Source organism: Pantoea sp. B_9, assembly GCF_008632015.1.
Lineage (GTDB): Bacteria > Pseudomonadota > Gammaproteobacteria > Enterobacterales > Enterobacteriaceae > Pantoea > Pantoea dispersa.
The window spans coordinates 902,113-918,644 of record NZ_VWVL01000001.1 but is presented as its reverse complement, the minus strand read 5'-3'; the positions used below and the strand labels follow the sequence as shown (position 1 = coordinate 918,644).

At 58.8% G+C, this 16,532-nt stretch carries 21 protein-coding genes; 13 read left to right on the top strand and 8 right to left on the bottom strand.

What is annotated here, in order from left to right; all coding sequences use genetic code 11:
* Positions 1-48: 48 nt before the first annotated feature.
* Positions 49-420 (top strand): inner membrane protein YbjM, encoded by a 372-nt coding sequence (ybjM, locus tag F3I21_RS04395; RefSeq protein WP_058757791.1) that lies wholly within the window; start codon positions 49-51, stop codon positions 418-420.
* Between the two features lie 33 nt (positions 421-453).
* Here ybjM and F3I21_RS04390 read toward each other — a convergent pair whose 3' ends face one another.
* Complete coding sequence (locus F3I21_RS04390) at positions 454-717, bottom strand: GrxA family glutaredoxin (protein WP_010618314.1); 264 nt, start codon at positions 715-717, stop codon at positions 454-456.
* Between the two features lie 208 nt (positions 718-925).
* Here F3I21_RS04390 and F3I21_RS04385 point away from each other — a divergent pair, with 208 nt between their 5' ends.
* From F3I21_RS04385 to rlmC, 10 genes are all read left to right on the top strand, one after another.
* On the top strand, positions 926-1,177 hold the full coding sequence (locus F3I21_RS04385) for a DUF1418 family protein (RefSeq protein WP_058775352.1): 252 nt from the start codon (positions 926-928) through the stop codon (positions 1,175-1,177).
* A gap of 12 nt (positions 1,178-1,189) precedes the next feature.
* Positions 1,190-1,912 (top strand): oxygen-insensitive NADPH nitroreductase, encoded by a 723-nt coding sequence (gene nfsA, locus F3I21_RS04380; protein WP_058757789.1) that lies wholly within the window; start codon positions 1,190-1,192, stop codon positions 1,910-1,912.
* Between the two features lie 17 nt (positions 1,913-1,929).
* Entirely contained in the window at positions 1,930-2,832 is a 903-nt protein-coding gene (gene rimK, locus F3I21_RS04375; RefSeq protein ID WP_021508383.1) for a 30S ribosomal protein S6--L-glutamate ligase, read from the top strand.
* 87 nt (positions 2,833-2,919) lie between these two features.
* Positions 2,920-3,399, top strand: coding sequence for a YbjN domain-containing protein (locus tag F3I21_RS04370; RefSeq protein WP_058769529.1), 480 nt, complete (start codon positions 2,920-2,922; stop codon positions 3,397-3,399).
* A gap of 371 nt (positions 3,400-3,770) precedes the next feature.
* Positions 3,771-4,880: a spermidine/putrescine ABC transporter substrate-binding protein PotF gene (potF, locus tag F3I21_RS04365; protein WP_021508381.1), complete on the top strand. Its 1,110-nt coding sequence runs from the start codon at positions 3,771-3,773 to the stop codon at positions 4,878-4,880.
* 119 nt (positions 4,881-4,999) lie between these two features.
* Positions 5,000-6,133 carry a putrescine ABC transporter ATP-binding subunit PotG gene (gene potG / locus F3I21_RS04360; RefSeq protein ID WP_021508380.1) on the top strand — a complete coding sequence of 378 codons (1,134 nt, stop codon included), beginning with the start codon at positions 5,000-5,002 and terminating at the stop codon, positions 6,131-6,133.
* A gap of 9 nt (positions 6,134-6,142) precedes the next feature.
* Complete coding sequence (gene potH, locus F3I21_RS04355) at positions 6,143-7,099, top strand: putrescine ABC transporter permease PotH (RefSeq protein WP_021508379.1); 957 nt, start codon at positions 6,143-6,145, stop codon at positions 7,097-7,099.
* Positions 7,096-7,941 (top strand): putrescine ABC transporter permease PotI, encoded by an 846-nt coding sequence (gene potI / locus F3I21_RS04350; protein ID WP_058757786.1) that lies wholly within the window; start codon positions 7,096-7,098, stop codon positions 7,939-7,941. The genes potH and potI overlap by 4 nt, the downstream gene beginning before the upstream one ends.
* Before the next feature lie 66 nt (positions 7,942-8,007).
* Complete coding sequence (locus F3I21_RS04345; protein WP_021508377.1) at positions 8,008-8,472, top strand: YbjO family protein; 465 nt, start codon at positions 8,008-8,010, stop codon at positions 8,470-8,472.
* Between the two features lie 48 nt (positions 8,473-8,520).
* Positions 8,521-9,657: a 23S rRNA (uracil(747)-C(5))-methyltransferase RlmC gene (gene rlmC / locus F3I21_RS04340; RefSeq protein WP_150058397.1), complete on the top strand. Its 1,137-nt coding sequence runs from the start codon at positions 8,521-8,523 to the stop codon at positions 9,655-9,657.
* A 63-nt stretch (positions 9,658-9,720) separates the two neighbouring features.
* On the opposite strand, the gene F3I21_RS04335 is transcribed toward rlmC, so the two are convergent.
* The 6 genes from F3I21_RS04335 to F3I21_RS04310 all read right to left on the bottom strand — a co-directional run bounded on the left by F3I21_RS04335 (position 9,721) and on the right by F3I21_RS04310 (position 14,253).
* Positions 9,721-10,452, bottom strand: coding sequence for an arginine ABC transporter substrate-binding protein (locus F3I21_RS04335; RefSeq protein ID WP_104092759.1), 732 nt, complete (start codon positions 10,450-10,452; stop codon positions 9,721-9,723).
* A gap of 154 nt (positions 10,453-10,606) precedes the next feature.
* Positions 10,607-11,275, bottom strand: a complete 669-nt coding sequence (gene artM / locus F3I21_RS04330) for an arginine ABC transporter permease ArtM (RefSeq protein WP_059008982.1) — start codon at positions 11,273-11,275, stop codon at positions 10,607-10,609.
* Between the two features lie 3 nt (positions 11,276-11,278).
* A complete protein-coding gene (artQ, locus tag F3I21_RS04325; RefSeq protein ID WP_021508373.1) occupies positions 11,279-11,992 on the bottom strand; it encodes an arginine ABC transporter permease ArtQ in 714 nt (237 codons plus the stop codon).
* A gap of 6 nt (positions 11,993-11,998) precedes the next feature.
* A complete protein-coding gene (gene artJ / locus F3I21_RS04320) occupies positions 11,999-12,730 on the bottom strand; it encodes an arginine ABC transporter substrate-binding protein (RefSeq protein ID WP_059008980.1) in 732 nt (243 codons plus the stop codon).
* Positions 12,731-12,745: 15 nt separating this feature from the next.
* On the bottom strand, positions 12,746-13,474 hold the full coding sequence (gene artP, locus F3I21_RS04315; RefSeq protein ID WP_058775358.1) for an arginine ABC transporter ATP-binding protein ArtP: 729 nt from the start codon (positions 13,472-13,474) through the stop codon (positions 12,746-12,748).
* A 239-nt stretch (positions 13,475-13,713) separates the two neighbouring features.
* Positions 13,714-14,253: a lipoprotein gene (locus tag F3I21_RS04310; protein ID WP_021508370.1), complete on the bottom strand. Its 540-nt coding sequence runs from the start codon at positions 14,251-14,253 to the stop codon at positions 13,714-13,716.
* Positions 14,254-14,361: 108 nt separating this feature from the next.
* Between F3I21_RS04310 and F3I21_RS04305 the strand changes: the two genes are divergently transcribed.
* Together F3I21_RS04305 and F3I21_RS04300 are read left to right on the top strand one after the other, a co-directional pair.
* Entirely contained in the window at positions 14,362-14,682 is a 321-nt protein-coding gene (locus tag F3I21_RS04305) for a heavy metal-binding domain-containing protein (RefSeq protein WP_058757780.1), read from the top strand.
* Positions 14,682-15,506 carry an N-acetylmuramoyl-L-alanine amidase gene (locus F3I21_RS04300; RefSeq protein WP_104187007.1) on the top strand — a complete coding sequence of 275 codons (825 nt, stop codon included), beginning with the start codon at positions 14,682-14,684 and terminating at the stop codon, positions 15,504-15,506. The genes F3I21_RS04305 and F3I21_RS04300 overlap by 1 nt, the downstream gene beginning before the upstream one ends.
* 15 nt (positions 15,507-15,521) lie before the next feature.
* Here the strand turns inward: F3I21_RS04300 and ltaE are convergent, their stop codons facing one another.
* The gene (ltaE, locus tag F3I21_RS04295; protein WP_059008976.1) at positions 15,522-16,523 is read right to left on the bottom strand and encodes a low-specificity L-threonine aldolase; all 1,002 of its coding nucleotides are present in this window, start codon (positions 16,521-16,523) and stop codon (positions 15,522-15,524) included.
* Positions 16,524-16,532: the final 9 nt, after the last annotated feature.

The window sequence follows — 16,532 nt, the reverse complement described above, 5'->3', positions numbered from 1 at the left end:
GGGCAGTTAAAAGTTTCAATATTGTTAACGTCAAAGTTGAGGAGAGGTATGTTGCAGCGCAATAATCGCTGGCCAGCATCGGTTCTGGGCGTGATGCTTTATACGCTGGTGTTTATTTTTGCACATCATTTTTGGTCCGCCGCCGCGACGCAGGCGGTGCGTGGACAGCCGGAACTGCTGCTGTTTCTGCTGCCGGGCATCGTGATGGCGCTGCTGCAGCCGGACAGTCCGCTGATCGGCACACTGTGGATCGCGCTGGGCGGAACGCTGCTGGGCATGACGTGGGTGTGGCTGGTGATGCCGATGACGCACAGCTTGCTGCTGGTGACGGCGTGGAGCCTGAGTGCTCTATTCTGGGCGGGGTGCGGTGCGCTGCTGGTGCGCCTGTTGCGCATTATGCTGGCGATGCGCACCAGTTGAGTGAAGCGAAGGCGGGCCCGCAGGCCCGTCAGGTCAGGCTTCGATGCCGAGGTTTTCTTTGGTCCACGCCGCAAATTCGGTGTAACCACCGATGTGCTGGTCGTCGAGGAAGATCTGCGGCACGGTAGAAACCGGTTTGCCGGCACGCGCTTCCAGGTCGGCTTTAGTGATGCCGGTCGCCTGGATATCGACGTACTGATAATTAAAATCGTCGCGCTCGCTGGTTAACTTCGTGGCTAACTCTTTTGCTCGTACGCAGTATGGGCAGCTGGAACGGCCAAAAATCACTGCAATCATTGCTTCTCTCCTTCCGCTGCTGTTTTGTGACTTGTCTCACATCACAGCGTGAATAATGCGTCACATCATGCCCGCCCATCCTGCTTAAGAAAAGCAGAAATTGCCTGTTACTCTAATGCGCGCTGTCTATACCCGGTCACAATGCCGTACTACAGTAATCGGGTATCACCTGCAGCAGAAACAGATGAACACTGAGGAGCCCTGAACCATGCGTAATCTGGCGACGTTGCCCAAACCCGTGCTACTGCTGGAAGCGCTGGGCGTGCTGGCAGTGATTGGCGCGCTGCTGCTGGTCAACGACTGGCTGGCGGCACCGGCATTCATGGCGAAAAAACCGCTGGCAACGCTGCTGTTTTTCTTCGGCATTGCGCTGATGCTGCCGGCAGCGTGGCTGATGATGTGGCGCACCGCAAAGGCGATGGCACCGCAGTTGTTCAATCACACCCACAAAAAGAAGTAACCGGAGAGGATTATGACGCCGACTATTGATTTGCTTTGCAGCCACCGTTCCATTCGCGCCTTTACTGAGCAGGGGATTGATGACGCCCAGCGCAGCGCGATTATCGCTGCGGCGCAGGCGGCCTCGACCTCCAGTTTTTTACAATGTTCCTCCATTGTCCGTATCACCGACCGCGCCCTGCGCGAGCAGCTGGTGCAGCTCACCGGCGGCCAGCCGTGGGTCAGCGCCGCAGCGGAGTTTTGGGTGTTCTGCGCCGACTTCAACCGCCACCAGCAAATCTGCCCTGAGGCTCAGCTGGGCCGAGCCGAACAGCTGCTGCTGGGTTGTGTCGATACCGCGCTGATGGCGCAGAACGCCATGGTCGCTGCGGAATCGCTCGGTTTAGGCGGCGTGTTTATTGGCGGCATTCGCAACAGCATCGCTCAGGTGACGGAGCTGCTGGGGCTGCCGAAGTTTGTGCTGCCGCTGTTTGGTTTCTGCATCGGCCATCCCGACGCGTCACCGGACGTCAAGCCGCGCATGCCGCAGGCGATGCTGGTGCATGAAAACCGCTACCAGCCGCTGGATAAAGCAGTGCTGGCGCAATATGACCAGCAGATCACCGCTTACTATCAGCAGCGCGACAGCAATCAGCGCTCGGAAACCTGGAGTGAACTGATTCAGCGTTTGATTATTAAAGAAACGCGACCGTTCATGCTGGACTACCTGCATCAGCAGGGCTGGGCAACGCGCTAAGCACAGGGACCGCTGTAATGAAGATGGCCATTCTCACCCGTGACGGCGCGCTCTACTCCTGTAAACGCCTGCGTGAAGCCGCGGAAGCGCGTGGCCATCAGGTGCAGATGATCGATCCGCTCTCCTGCTACATGAACATCAACTCCGACTCGCCGGCGGTGCACTATCGCGGTGAGGCGCTCGGCCATTTCGACGCGGTGATCCCGCGCATCGGCACCGCCACCACCTTTTACGGTACGGCGGTGCTGCGTCAGTTCGAGATGCTCGGCAGCTATCCGCTCAACGAGTCGGTGGCCATTACCCGTGCACGCGACAAGCTGCGCTCGCTGCAGTTGCTGGCGCGCGAGGGCATCGACATGCCGGTTACCGGCTTTGCCTCGTCGCCGGATGATACGCAGGATGTGATCGCCATGGTCGGCGGCGCGCCGCTGGTGGTGAAACTGGTGGAGGGGACGCAGGGGATCGGCGTGGTGCTGGCGGAAACCCGCCAGGCGGCAGAGAGCGTGATCGATGCGTTTCGCGGTCTCAATGCGCATATTCTGGTGCAGGAGTTCATCAAAGAGGCGCGCGGGCGCGACATCCGCTGCCTGGTGATTGGCGACGAAGTGGTGGCAGCGATTGAGCGGGAAGCGAAAGAGGGCGATTTCCGCTCTAATCTGCACCGCGGCGGCAGCGCCCGCGCCGTCACCATTACCGATCAGGAGCGCGAGATCGCGGTCAAAGCGGCCACGACACTGGGATTAGCCGTGGCGGGTGTGGATATTCTGCGCGCCAACCGGGGTCCGCTGGTGATGGAGGTCAATGCTTCTCCGGGGCTGGAGGGCATCGAAGGCAGCACCGGTTTAGACATTGCCGCCATGATGATCCGCTGGATTGAGCAGCACGCCTGTCCCGGTTATCGTCCGAAAACCGGGGGCTGAACCGCGCTTTTGCGCGGTTTTCGTGGCATCTGCAGCCATTTTTCCGTAAGCTAAGGCGCTTATTTATTCACCCCACAGGATACAACGATGGATTCACTGGTCGTTCCTGACATCGACATGCTGCGTCGCTGGCTGGATCAACAAAATATCACCTGGTTCGAATGCGACGCCTGTCAGGCTTTGCATCTGCCGCATATGCAGAATTTTGACGGGGTGTTTGACGCGAAAATCGACCTGGTGGATAACGTTATCCTCTTCTCGGCGCTGGCAGAAGTAAAGCCCACCGCGCTGATCCCGCTGGTTGGTGAACTGTCGCAAATCAATGCCAGTTCGCTCACGGTGAAAGCCTTTATCGATATACAGGATGACAACCTGCCGAAGCTGATTGTCTGCCAGTCAATCAGCGTAAGCGCCGGCATCACCTTGGGTCAGTTCACCCACTTCATGAAGCAGAGCGAAGAGGGAATTTCGATGGTGATCATGGAAGCGTTCGCTAATCATCTGCTGATGATGGGCGAAGACGAGGAGCGTCCGCCGAGTGTCAGCAGCCACAGCATGCTGCACTGATTTTTTCCCTCCTGCTAACTGCCGCTTTTTGCGGCAGTTTTCATTTCAGGCCCACCACTTTTTATTCTGCATTTTGCCCTTTATTGCCAGATATTAGTCGTGCTTTATGCCGCTAGTGCCAGAGTGCATAGCAGAAACATGCATAACTTATCGCAAAAAGGCGTTTTTTAAGCTGGGATCTGGCACGCAGGAATCAGGGGGGCTATTCTTGCGGGGCTGTCTGATACGTGCAACTACGGCGCAGCTATAGGTTTTTGCTATTAAACTCCCGCTGAATATTGATTCATTGTGTGGCTGTAATTTAACAGACAACGCAACGACCGGATCGCGTGTATGCAGCGTTGTGATGACCCGCTCAGGAGGAAGAAAACATGATCAACCAGTCAAAAAAATGGTTGCCAGGTGTGGTTGCAGGTGTGCTGATGGCTGCGGCCGTGGGCGCTCAGGCAGAGGATAAAACGCTGCACGTTTATAACTGGTCCGATTATATTTCGGCCGACACCGTGCCTAATTTTGAAAAGCAGACCGGCATCAAAGTGGTCTACGACGTGTTTGACTCCAACGAAGTGCTGGAAGGCAAACTGATGGCCGGCAGCACCGGTTATGACGTGGTGGTACCGTCGTCGAGCTTCCTCGCGCGTCAGCTGCAGTCGGGTGTGTTCCAGGAGCTGGATAAGAGCAAGCTGCCTAACTATAAAAACCTCGATCCCGATCTGATGGCGAAAGTGGCCCAGCACGATCCGGGTAACAAATACGCCATTCCTTACCTGTGGGGCACCACCGGTATTGGCTATAACATCGATAAAGTCAAAGCGGCACTGGGCGCCGATGCGCCGGTGAACAGCTGGGATTTGGTGCTGAAGCCGGAAAACCTGGAAAAACTGAAGAGCTGCGGCGTTTCGTTCCTCGATGCGCCAGAAGAGATTTTTGCCACCGTGCTGAACTACCTCGGCAAAGATCCGAACAGCTCTGACGCGAAAGATTACACCGGTGCGGCAACCGATCTGCTGCTGAAGCTGCGGCCGAATATCCGCTACTTCCACTCTTCGCAGTACATCAATGACCTCGCCAACGGCAACATTTGCGTCGCCATCGGCTGGTCTGGCGATATTCTGCAGGCGAAAGATCGCGCGGTGAAAGCCAACAACGGTGTCCATCTCGGTTACAGCGTACCGAAAGAGGGCGCGCTGGCGTTCTTCGACATGATGGCCATTCCAAAAGACGCGAAAAATCTGGATGCGGCTTATCAGTGGCTGAACTACATCATGGATCCGAAAGTGATTGCCGACGTCTCCAACAAGATGAACTACGCCAACGGCAACAAAGCGTCGCTGCCGCTGATCAATGCGGATGTGCGCAACAATCCGGGTATCTTCCCGACGCCGGAAGCGATGGCCAAACTGTTTGTGCTCAAGGTCCAGGATCCGAAACTGGATCGTGCGCGTACCCGTGCATGGACTAAAGTAAAAAGTGGTAAGTAATTCGTTCTGAACGGATTCCCTTATCGGTAAACGACAACAGAGGCGCGGTGCTGGCCTCTGTTGTGTCATTTAGCGGCTGGCTGTGCCGCGCTATCCCGCTTAGCGCCGGAGACATGTGAGTGAACGACGCGATTCCCCGCCCCCAAAATAAAACGGCTAAGGCGTTAACGCCGCTGCTGGAAATCCGCAACCTGACGAAATCGTTTGACGGCCAGCACGCCGTGGATGATGTCAGCCTGACCATTTACAAAGGCGAAATTTTCGCACTGCTGGGCGCTTCCGGCTGTGGCAAGTCCACGCTGCTGCGGATGCTGGCCGGCTTTGAAATTCCCAGCAGCGGCCAGATTGTGCTGGATGGTCAGGATCTGTCCCACGTGCCGCCGTATCAGCGGCCCATTAACATGATGTTCCAGTCGTACGCGCTGTTTCCGCACATGACGGTGGAACAGAACATCGCTTTTGGCCTGAAGCAGGACAAACTGCCGAAAGGCGAAATCAGCAGCCGGGTGGCAGAGATGCTGGCGCTGGTGCATATGGAAGAGTACGCCAAACGTAAGCCGCACCAGCTTTCTGGCGGCCAGCGTCAGCGCGTGGCGCTGGCGCGTAGCCTGGCGAAACGTCCCAAGCTGCTGCTGCTCGACGAACCGATGGGCGCGCTGGATAAAAAACTGCGTGACCGCATGCAGCACGAAGTGGTGGATATTCTGGAGCGCGTAGGCGCTACCTGCGTGATGGTGACCCACGATCAGGAAGAAGCCATGACCATGGCGGGCCGCATCGCCATCATGAACCGCGGTAAATTTGTGCAGATCGGCGAGCCGGAAGAGATTTACGAGCACCCGACCAGCCGCTACAGCGCCGAGTTTATCGGCTCGGTGAATGTGTTTGATGGCCTGCTGCGCGAGCGCCGCGACGAGGGCGTGGTGATCGACAGTCCGGGGCTGATGCATCCGCTCAAGGTGCAGACCGATGTGTCGATTGTGGACAACGTGCCGGTGCACGTGGCGCTGCGGCCGGAAAAAGTCATGCTGTGCGACGAGGTGCCGGCCGACGGCTGCAACTTTGCCGTCGGCGAAGTGGTGCACATCGCTTATCTCGGCGATCTGTCGATTTACCACGTACGGCTGCGCAGCGGTCAGATGATCAGCGCCCAGCTGCAGAATGCGCATCGCTACCGGAAAGGCGCGCCCACCTGGGGCGATGAAGTGCGCCTGTGCTGGGATGCCGACAGCTGTGTGGTCCTGACGGTTTAAGGAGGCGCTATGAGCCAGATTTCTCAACGCAGCGAGCCGGAGGTGGCGGGCACACCGCTGCAGCGCTGGGGCACGCGCATGAAAATGCAGCACGGTCGCAAGCTGGTGATCGCGCTGCCTTATCTGTGGCTAATCCTGCTGTTTATGCTGCCGTTCCTCATCGTGCTGAAGATCAGTTTCGCCGATATTGCGCGCGCCATTCCGCCGTACACCGATTTGGTGACCTGGGCGGACGACCAGCTCAACCTGGTGCTCAATCTGGGCAACTACCTGACGCTGACCGACGACCCGCTGTACGCCGAAGCGTATCTCACCTCGCTGAAGGTGGCGGCGATCTCAACGGTGATCTGTCTGCTGATCGGTTATCCGCTGGCGTGGGCGGTGGCGCACAGCAAGCCCTCCATGCGCACCATCCTGCTGCTGCTGGTGATCCTGCCGTCGTGGACCTCGTTCCTGGTGCGCGTCTATGCGTGGATGGGACTGCTGAACAACAACGGGATCCTCAACCGCTTCCTGATGTGGCTTGGCGTGATCGATCATCCGCTTATCATCCTGTACACCAACACGGCGGTGTATATCGGTATCGTTTACTGCTACCTGCCGTTTATGGTGCTGCCGATCTACACCGCGCTGACGCGTATTGATTATTCGCTGGTGGAAGCGTCGCTGGACCTCGGCGCGCGCCCGCTGAAAACCTTCTTCAGCGTCATCGTGCCGCTGACCAAAGGCGGCATTATTGCTGGTTCAATGCTGGTATTTATCCCGGCGGTGGGCGAGTACGTGATCCCGGAACTGCTCGGCGGACCGGACAGCATCATGATTGGGCGCATTTTGTGGCAGGAGTTCTTCAACAACCGCGACTGGCCGGTGGCCTCGGCGCTGGCGGTGATCATCCTGCTAATCCTGATTCTGCCGATCGTCTGGTTCCACAAACATCAAAACCGTGAAATGGGGGAGAAGGGATGAATCAGCTACCGGTAATCCGCTCTCCGTGGCGCACCGCGATTCTGGCGCTGTGCTTCCTGTTCCTGTACGCGCCGATGCTGCTGCTGGTGGTTTACTCCTTCAACAGCTCGCAGCTGGTGACGGTATGGGAGAGCTTCTCGTTTCACTGGTATCGCGTGCTGTTCCAGGATGATGCGATGCTGGATGCGGTTGGCCTGAGCCTGACCATCGCGGCGCTGTCGGCCACCATGGCAGTGGTGCTCGGCACCATGGCGGCGGTGATTATCGTGCGCTTCGGGCGTTTTCGCGGCCACAGCGGCTTTGCTTTCATGCTCACCGCGCCGCTGGTGATGCCCGACGTGATCACCGGTCTGTCGTTGCTGCTGCTGTTCGTGGCGATGGGCAACACCTTTGGCTGGCCGGGCGATCGCGGCATGCTGACCATCTGGCTGGCGCACGTCACGTTCTGTACCGCCTATGTGGCGGTGGTGATCAACTCGCGGCTGCGCGAGCTGGATCGCTCAATTGAAGAAGCGGCGATGGACCTCGGCGCCACGCCGCTGAAGGTGTTCTTCGTGATTACCGTGCCGATGATTGCCCCGGCAATCATTACCGGCTGGCTGCTGGCGTTTACTCTGTCGCTGGACGACCTGGTGATCGCCAGCTTCGTCACCGGGCCGGGCGCTACCACGCTGCCGATGGCGATCTTTGCCACGGTGCGGCGCGGCGTCAATCCGGAGATCAACGCGCTGGCCTCGCTGATTCTGTTTGTGGTCGGGCTGGTCGGCTTTATCGCCTGGCGCTTTATGGCGCACGAAGAAAAACAGCGATTGCGCGATATTCAGAAAGCAAAACGTGGCTGAGTGACGCAACATTTGCCAATATAAGCAAGGCTGACTCTGTCAGCCTTTTCTTATGGAGCGCGCGCAATGTCGGAAACGTTGAAAAACCTGGTGTTAACCTCCACGCCCGTGCCGGTGACCATTGCCGGCAGCGCCATTATCGCCACGCGCTGTATCAGCGTGCTGATGCTGGCCAATGAGCTGGGCTATGACGAAATCGCCAATTTTGTGCACCGCAGCGCGCAGGCGTGGGACTCCACGCTGATCTTTATCGCCAGCCAGCTGATTTTCCTGTTTGAACTGCGCTGTGCCTTTACCCTGATGCGCGGCAGTAATGCCGGGCGCTGGGGCTATGTGGCCACGCAGATCGTGGTGCTGCTGTACATGCTAATGGCGTCGGTGGGCTGGATCTATCCGGAGATTTTCAGCATTCCCGGCGAGAATAACGCGCAGATTATTCACCACACGCTGCTGCAGAAACTGCCGGATGTGCTGGTGCTGCTGTTGCTGTTTGTGCCGGCCAGCAGTCGCGCATTTTTCCGCAGCCGGTGATACAATCGGCCCCCGTTTTTGCTCCAGATTCTCAATACAGGCCTTTCCATGCATTGCGCGCTTTATCAGGCCGGTCGCTGTCGCTCATGTCAGTGGCTGGAAAAACCCTATCCGCAACAGCTGAGCGACAAGCAGACGCAGCTGACGCAGCTGCTGGACGGCATGCCGGTCGCCGACTGGCGGCCGCCGGTTACCTCGGCGCAGCAGGGGTTTCGCAATAAAGCCAAGATGGTGGTGAGCGGCAGCGTGGAAAAACCGCTGTTCGGCGTGGTGGCGCGTGACGGCGAGCCGGTGGATCTCTGCGCCTGTCCGCTCTATCCCGCCAGCTTCGCGGCGGTATTCGACGTGCTGAAACCCTTTATCGCCCGTGCCGGTCTGACGCCGTACAACGTGGCGCGCAAACGCGGCGAGCTGAAGTTTTTGCTGCTGACGGAGAGTACCCAGGGCGGCATGATGCTGCGTTTTGTCCTGCGCTCGCACAGCAAACTGGCGCAGCTGCGCGCCGCGCTGCCGTGGCTGCAACAGCAGCTGCCGCAGCTGCAGGTGATCTCCGCCAATATTCAGCCGGTGCACATGGCGATACTGGAGGGCGAGGAGGAGATGGCGCTGACGCCTGAGCAGGCGCTGCCGGAACGCTTCAACGGCGTGCCGCTGTATATCCGTCCGCAAAGTTTCTTCCAGACTAACCCGCAGGTGGCGGCTGCGCTGTACGCAACGGCACGCGACTGGGTGGCGGAACTGCCGGTGCACAGCATGTGGGATTTGTTCTGTGGCGTTGGCGGCTTTGGCCTGCACTGCGCCACGCCGCAGATGCAGCTGACCGGCATTGAAATCAGTGCGGAAGCCATCGCCTGCGCGCAGCAGTCGGCGCAGCAGCTGGGGTTAGAGCAGGTGAGTTTTGCCGCGCTGGATTCCACGCAGTTTGCCACCGGGCATACGAGCGTGCCGCAGCTGGTGCTGGTCAATCCGCCACGTCGCGGTATTGGTGCTGAACTGTGCGCCTGGCTGAGCCGCATGGCACCGGACTACATCCTGTATTCCAGCTGCAATCCCGCCAGCATGGCGCAGGACATTGCCCGCCTGGCCGACTATGACATCAGCCGCGTTCAGCTGTTCGATATGTTCCCGCACACCGCACATTTCGAGGTGCTGACGTTACTGCGTCGTAAGGGTGGAATCGCGTAGCGCCCGGCTGCGCTGAGGACGTGCAGAACCTGGCAGGCCCGGCGCCACGCAACTCCATAATGCTTATTCCGGGAACCACTTCTGATTGATCTGCTGCCAGCGACCGTTGGCTTTCAGCGCCGCCAGCGCGCTGTTCAGCTGTTGCAGCAGCGCGCTGTTGCCCTTGCGCACCGCAATGCCGAGCCCGGTGCCGAAGTAGTCGCTGTCGGTAATATGCTCGCCGACCGCGCTCAAATCCGCATTGGCCTTCAGCCACTGATTGACGACTGCGCTGTCACCAAATACGCCGTTGAGCCGGCCATTTTTCAGATCGAGGATCGCGTTCTGGTAGCTGTCGTAGGCCACCGCAATTACTTCCGGATGCTTCTCCAGCAGGTATTTCTGATGGGTGGTGCCGTTTTCCACGCCGATGCGTTTGCCTTTCAGCTGGCTAAAGTCGCTATATTCACCTTTGTGGGCGATGACAATCGCCGAATTGGCGTAGTAGGGCTGAGTAAAATCGACCTGCTTACTGCGCTCGGCGGTGATATCCATGCCGGAAATGACCGCGTCATAGCGACGGAATTTCAGCGAAGGAATCAGGCTATCAAAGGCGTTATTGGTGAAAGTGCACTCGGCCTGCATCTGCTGACACAGCGCTTTAGCGAGGTCGATATCAAAACCGACAATCTGGTTATTCTGATCGAGTGATTCGAACGGGGGATAGGTGGCTGAGGCAGCAAAACGAATTTTCTCTGCCGCATAAGCATTCATTGCCAGCGTTGCCATCACTGCCGCAACAATCCATTTTTTCATTATAAGGCTCCTGTAAACCATGCCAGAGGCGAAACGATTTACACGATGCCAGTTAATGCATTTGTATGCAATAAATATGATTAAAAATTTATTTCGCTGCAATCAAATATAGCGAGAAAGGGCGCGGCGCTTTCCTTCGCACCGCGTCAGACGATCAGTTGCGGCGCTCAAACGCCAGCGCGCGCTTTTCGACCAGGCGCATCAGCAGCGTCAGCAGGCCGTTAACCACCAGATAAATCAGACCGGCGGCAGCATATACGGTGACGTCATAGGTGCGGCCATACAGCAGCTGGCCGTGGCCCATCACTTCCATCAGCGTAATGGTATAGGCCAGCGAAGTACTCTTGAACACCAGCACCACTTCGTTGGAGTAAGAGGAGAGGGCGCGCTTAAACGCGTACGGCAGCAGAATACGCAGCGTATCGCGGCGGCGCATGCCCAGCGCGGCACAGGACTGCCACTGCCCGGATGGTATGGCGCGCACCGCGCCGTAGAACAGCTGTGTGGTGTAGGCTGCGCTATTAAGCGACAGCGCCAGCATGGCACACAGCCACGGCTGCGACAGTAAATGCCAGAGCCACGGCACGTTCTGAATGCTGGGGAACTGGCCGGGACCGTAATAGATCAGGAAAATCTGCACCAGCAGCGGCGTGCCGGTAAACAGGGTGATATAGCCTTTGACCAGCCAGTTGAGCAGCGGCAGCTTCAGCGCCAGCACAATGGTGCACAGCAGCGCCAGCAGCAGCGCGGCGACCAGTGAGGCGGCCGTCAGCGTCAGGCTGGTATGCAGGCCTTTCAGTAGCTCAGGTAAATACGCCAGCATGCGTCAGGCCCCCCGCTCAAAACGCGTGGTACGTGATTCAATACGGCGCAGCACCGCCTGACTGAATAGCGTAATCACTAAATAGATCGCGGCGGCCACCAGATACCAGGTAAACGGCTCCTGGGTGCGCGTCGCAATGCTTTTGGTCTGCAGCATGAGATCGTTGACGCTAATCAGCGACACCAGCGCCGTATCCTTGAGCAGCACCAGCCACTGATTGCCGAGTCCGGGCAGCGCATGGCGCCACATCTGCGGCATAATCAGGCGGAAGAAAATCGCTGACTTTTTCATGCCCAGCGCCTGGCCTGATTCCCACTGGCCGGACGGCACCGCTTTCAGCGCACCGCGCAGCGTCTGAGAGGCGTAAGCCGAATAAAGCATCGCCAGCGCAATCACGCCGCACAGGAACGGGCTGACATCAAAGTTCTCAATCTGCATCTGCACCGGCAGGGTGAACAGGCCCAGATTGAGCTGGAAGCCGTCCGACAGCGTCAGCAGCAGCTGCGAGGCACCGAAATAGATAAACAGCACCACCAGAATTTCCGGCAGGCCGCGAATCAGCGTCACCAGCCCGGTACCGATCCACGCCAGCGGTTTCCAGCGCAGCGATTCCCAGCCAGCAAAAATCATCGCCAGCGCGAGGCCGGCGATCAGGGCACAAACGGCAAGGCCGACGGTCATGCCGGCGGCGCTTGCGAGTGGAATCATTTCATTCATCAGAAATTACTGCTGAAACCATTTGTTGTAGATGGTTTTGTAGGTGCCGTCGGCTTTGATCTTATCCAGCGCGCCGTTGAACTTCTGCTGCAGTTCGCTGTTGCCCTGACGCACGGCGATGCCGAGACCGGTGCCGAAGTAGGCTTTGTCGGTCACTTTCTCACCCAGCGCGGCGAGGTTGGTGTTCTGCTTCAGCCACTCGTTAACCACGGCGGTATCCCCGAACACCGCATCAATACGGCCATTCTTCAGGTCGAGCACCGCATTCTGGTAGCTGTCGTAAGGCACGATAGTGATGTCGCTGTGCTTGTCAGAGAGGTATTTCTGGTGCGTGGTGCCGTTCTGTACGCCCACACGCTTGCCTTTCAGCGCCGCAACGTCCGCCAGCTTGCCTTTCTGCGCGATGAAGGTCGCAGAGTTGTCGTAGTAAGGTTTGGTGAACAGCACCTGCTTTTCACGCTCTGGCGTGATATCCATGCCGGCCATCACCGCGTCAAAACGGCGGAATTTCAGGCTGGGGATCAGGCTGTCGAAGGCCTGGTTGGTAAAGGTGCAGGTCGCATCGATCTCTTTGCACAGCGCATTGGCCAGATCGACGTCAAAGCCCTGGATTTTGTTGTCGGAGTCGACAAATTCAAACGGCGGATAAGACGCCTCGGTCGCGAAACGCAGGGTTTGCGCGGCAGAAGCGCTCAGGCTCAGGCTGGCAAGCAGTGCAGCAAGTACAACTTTTTTCATTAGAAGCATCCTGACTTAGTGCGAAAGATAATGAGCAAACGCGTCGGTTTGCGGCTGTGTAAAATGGCTGGCATCGCCCTGTTCAATGATGCGACCGTTCTCCATGTACACCACGCGGCTGGCGGTTTTGCGCGCCACCTCAACTTCGTGGGTGACAATCACCTGCGTGATCTGCGTCTGCGCCAGCTCACGAATGATGCTGACGATCTGCGCCGTGATCTCCGGGTCAAGCGCCGCGGTCGGTTCATCAAACAGCAACACCTGCGGCTCCATCATCAGCGCGCGCGCAATTGCCACGCGCTGCTGCTGGCCACCGGAAAGGTGCAGCGGAAAGCGATCGGCATACGGCGTCAGGCGCAGGCGTTCCAGCAGTTTATCGGCGCGCGCGCGTGCCGCATCTTTGCTGAGCCCGAGCACACGACAGGGTGCTTCAATCAGGTTCTGCATCACGCTGAGGTGCGGCCACAGGTTGTACTGCTGGAACACCATGCCGACATTCTGGCGCAGTTCGCGAATCGCGTTGTCGGACGGCGTCTGGCTGAAATCGAAGTGGTTGCCGGCAATCTGCAGGCTACCGGAACGCGGTAGCTCCAGCAGGTTGAGCACGCGCAGGAGTGAACTTTTACCCGCGCCACTCGGGCCGAGCAACACCAGCGTTTCGCCCTGCGGGCAGGCAAGGTTGATATCGAACAGCGCCTGATGGGCGCCGTAAAAACAGTTGATGGCGTTTAGTTGAATACTCATGCGCAAAAAATGAATAGCAATTAGTGTCGCAAATCTTAACGTCACCAGAATAGTTATGCAATTGAGGTGGGTTAAAATTTATTAAAGAGCAATTAAACAGCAAAAGCGTAGCACAAAATCGGGCAGGGCAGCGGGGAAAGGGGCTGACGGGTAAGCGTCGGCTGTTGCGCGGAAGCTTAGCGGCGCCGCAATGGTGCGGCGCGCTAATGGTTGCGGCTGAGTGCGGAAAAAATGCGCGACTATTTTTTCTCTTCCAGCAGCTGGCTGAGCGAGCCGCCACCGGCGTGTGGCCAGTCGCCGACGTAGCGCACATCATCCACCACCCAGCAGGTGCCTTCGTGGATCATCAGCACTTCATCGCGCCAGCTTTTATCGCCGCGGCTCAGCGTCACGCGCAGCGGGATGTTACGCGCGTCGCGGTTAGGAATGCTGGAGGCGCTGGCCACGTCAGCGGCGGTGGGTCCCTGTGCCAGGCTGGAGAACAGATCGCCCTGCCGCCACGCTGCCGGTGGGTTGCTCTGGCTGCTGGCATGCAGCAGTTTCTGATACAGGTTGTCGCTCAGGTACGGGCGATATTTTGCCAGCGTGGTGCTGTCCGGCAATCCCTGGGTTGGCTGGCTGACACGTAAATCGTAGAACTGCTGCGCCACGCTGTCCGGACCGCCGTCAACGCAGGGTGCGGTACGCGGCCCGTTGTCCTTGATCACCGGCTCAACGGTGGTACAGGCACTCAGCAGCAATGCAGCGGGAACAAGCAGCGCAAAGGCTTTGTTTCTCATCTCGATTTCCTTATTGTTCACTGGCAAAGCGCCATTTTTAGCATAGAGTATAGCCGTGCTTTTACGCCGTACGAGCTATCGCCTCATGAATCACCACAGGAGAGAACGATGAAATTTTCGACTACGCCAACCCTGGAAGGGCACAGCATCACTGAATATTGCGGCGTTGTGACCGGCGAAGCGATTCTCGGTGCCAACATTTTCCGCGACTTCTTTGCCGGCATCCGCGATATCGTCGGCGGCCGCTCCGGTGCCTATGAGAAAGAGCTGCGCAAAGCGCGGCAGATCGCCTTTGAAGAGCTGGAAGAACAGGCGAAAGCGCTGGGCGCCAATGCAGTGGTTGGCATTGATATTGACTACGAAACCGTGGGCAAAGACAGCAGCATGCTGATGGTGAGCGTTACCGGTACTGCGGTGATCGTGCGCTAATGCGTGCGGTGTTACTGCTGGCGATGGCGCTGCTGCTCAGCGCCTGCCAGTCGACGCTGGAAGCGCGCAACGGCTATTGGGTCGATAGCGCGCACCCGGCGCAGGGGGCCAGACCGCGCATCAAAGTGGTAGTAATCCACTACACGGCGGAGGATTTTCCCTCGTCGCTGGCGACCCTGACGGACCGCAACGTCAGCGCGCACTATCTGATTCCGCAGCAGCCGCCGCAGAAAAACGGCGCCGGGGTGATCTGGCAGCTGGTGCCTGAAAACCAGCTGGCGTGGCATGCCGGACCGAGCTTCTGGCGCGGTGCAACGCGCATTAATGACACCTCAATTGGCATCGAAATCGTCAATGACGGCTATCGCCGCACGCTGACCGGCCGGCAGTGGCAGCCGTTCACCGCCGCGCAAATCACGGCCCTGATCGCACTGGTGCGCGATATCAGCCAGCGTTACGGCATCAGTCCGGAAAATATTGTCGGGCACAGTGATATCGCGCCGCAGCGCAAGCAGGATCCCGGTCCGCTGTTTCCGTGGCAACAGCTGGCCCGGCAGGGGCTGGGAGCGTGGCCGGATGCCGCCACGGTACAGCGCTATCTGGCTAACCAGCCGCCGGATGCGCCGGTGGAGTGCGCAGCGCTGCTGACTGCGCTGCAGCGCTATGGTTATGACGTTGCCGCTGCGCAAACGCCGCAGATGCAGCGCAAACTGATTGCGGCGTTCCAGATGCATTTCCGCCCGCGTGATTACCGTGGCGAAGCCGATGCCGAGACGCTGGCCATCGCCCGTGCGCTGCTGGCGAAATACGGCGCGGCACAGTAGCCGCGCGTTGCGGCGTTACGGCTGGAGAAAGGCCTGCCAGCGCGCCACCAGCTGCTGTAATTGCTGGCGGCTGACATCCAGATGGGTAACGATGCGGGTCTGCGGACCTACGCTGAGCAGCACGTCGCCCGCCTGCATCCAGCGCTGTAGCGGTGCGACCTGCTCCGCCGGCACTTTCACGAACAGCATGTTAGTGTGCTGGCTCACCACTTCCACACCAAGAGCGCTGAGCTGTGCGCCGAGCCACGCGGCATTGTCATGATCCTCCTGCAGACGCGCCACGTTGTGCTGCAGCGCGTAGAGACCGGCAGCCGCCAGAATGCCGGCCTGGCGCATGCCGCCACCGGTCATTTTGCGCCAGCGCCGCGCCTGCTCGATATAAGCTTCATCACCACACAGCAGGGAGCCGACCGGCGTGCCCAGTCCTTTCGACAGGCAGATGGTCAGGCTATCGCAGTAGCGGGCGATATCGATCAGCTGCACACCCTGCGCCACCACGGCATTAAAGATGCGCGCGCCGTCAATGTGCAGCGCCAGCTGGCGCTCGCGGGTAAATTGCCACGCCTGTTCAAGGTAGCTCAGCGGCAGTACTTTGCCGTGATGGGTATTTTCCAGGCTCAGCAGGCGGGTGCGGGCAAAATGCATGTCGTCCGGCTTGATGGCGGCCGCCACGTCGTGCAGCGGCAGCGTGCCGTCGGCAGCCGCGAGGATCGGCTGCGGCTGGATGCTGCCGAGCACCGCGGCACCGCCAGCCTCATATTTGTAGTTGTGCGCCTGCTGGCCGACGATGTACTCATCGCCGCGCTGGCAGTGGCACAGCAGCGCCACCAGGTTGGCCTGGGTGCCGGTAGGGAAGAACAGCGCAGCCGCTTTACCGCTCAGGCGCGCCGCTTCAGCCTCCAGCGCATTGACGGTGGGATCATCGCGATAGACATCATCGCCGGTTTCGGCCGCCATCATCGCATCCAGCATCGCGGCACTCGGGCGGGTCACGGTATCACTGCGTAAATCGATCACGTTGTTCTC

Coding starts and splice junctions, on each gene's coding strand:
- F3I21_RS04335 (WP_104092759.1), bottom strand. CDS start 10,452: ATGAAAAAATGGATTGTTGCGGCAGTGATGGCAACGCTGGCAATGAAT.
- F3I21_RS04390 (WP_010618314.1), bottom strand. CDS start 717: ATGATTGCAGTGATTTTTGGCCGTTCCAGCTGCCCATACTGCGTACGA.
- artM (WP_059008982.1), bottom strand. CDS start 11,275: ATGCTGGCGTATTTACCTGAGCTACTGAAAGGCCTGCATACCAGCCTG.
- artP (WP_058775358.1), bottom strand. CDS start 13,474: ATGAGTATTCAACTAAACGCCATCAACTGTTTTTACGGCGCCCATCAG.
- F3I21_RS04370 (WP_058769529.1), top strand. CDS start 2,920: ATGGATTCACTGGTCGTTCCTGACATCGACATGCTGCGTCGCTGGCTG.
- artQ (WP_021508373.1), bottom strand. CDS start 11,992: ATGAATGAAATGATTCCACTCGCAAGCGCCGCCGGCATGACCGTCGGC.
- F3I21_RS04300 (WP_104187007.1), top strand. CDS start 14,682: ATGCGTGCGGTGTTACTGCTGGCGATGGCGCTGCTGCTCAGCGCCTGC.
- F3I21_RS04305 (WP_058757780.1), top strand. CDS start 14,362: ATGAAATTTTCGACTACGCCAACCCTGGAAGGGCACAGCATCACTGAA.
- rimK (WP_021508383.1), top strand. CDS start 1,930: ATGAAGATGGCCATTCTCACCCGTGACGGCGCGCTCTACTCCTGTAAA.
- rlmC (WP_150058397.1), top strand. CDS start 8,521: ATGCATTGCGCGCTTTATCAGGCCGGTCGCTGTCGCTCATGTCAGTGG.
- potH (WP_021508379.1), top strand. CDS start 6,143: ATGAGCCAGATTTCTCAACGCAGCGAGCCGGAGGTGGCGGGCACACCG.
- nfsA (WP_058757789.1), top strand. CDS start 1,190: ATGACGCCGACTATTGATTTGCTTTGCAGCCACCGTTCCATTCGCGCC.
- F3I21_RS04385 (WP_058775352.1), top strand. CDS start 926: ATGCGTAATCTGGCGACGTTGCCCAAACCCGTGCTACTGCTGGAAGCG.
- potF (WP_021508381.1), top strand. CDS start 3,771: ATGATCAACCAGTCAAAAAAATGGTTGCCAGGTGTGGTTGCAGGTGTG.
- ybjM (WP_058757791.1), top strand. CDS start 49: ATGTTGCAGCGCAATAATCGCTGGCCAGCATCGGTTCTGGGCGTGATG.
- potI (WP_058757786.1), top strand. CDS start 7,096: ATGAATCAGCTACCGGTAATCCGCTCTCCGTGGCGCACCGCGATTCTG.
- F3I21_RS04310 (WP_021508370.1), bottom strand. CDS start 14,253: ATGAGAAACAAAGCCTTTGCGCTGCTTGTTCCCGCTGCATTGCTGCTG.
- artJ (WP_059008980.1), bottom strand. CDS start 12,730: ATGAAAAAAGTTGTACTTGCTGCACTGCTTGCCAGCCTGAGCCTGAGC.
- F3I21_RS04345 (WP_021508377.1), top strand. CDS start 8,008: ATGTCGGAAACGTTGAAAAACCTGGTGTTAACCTCCACGCCCGTGCCG.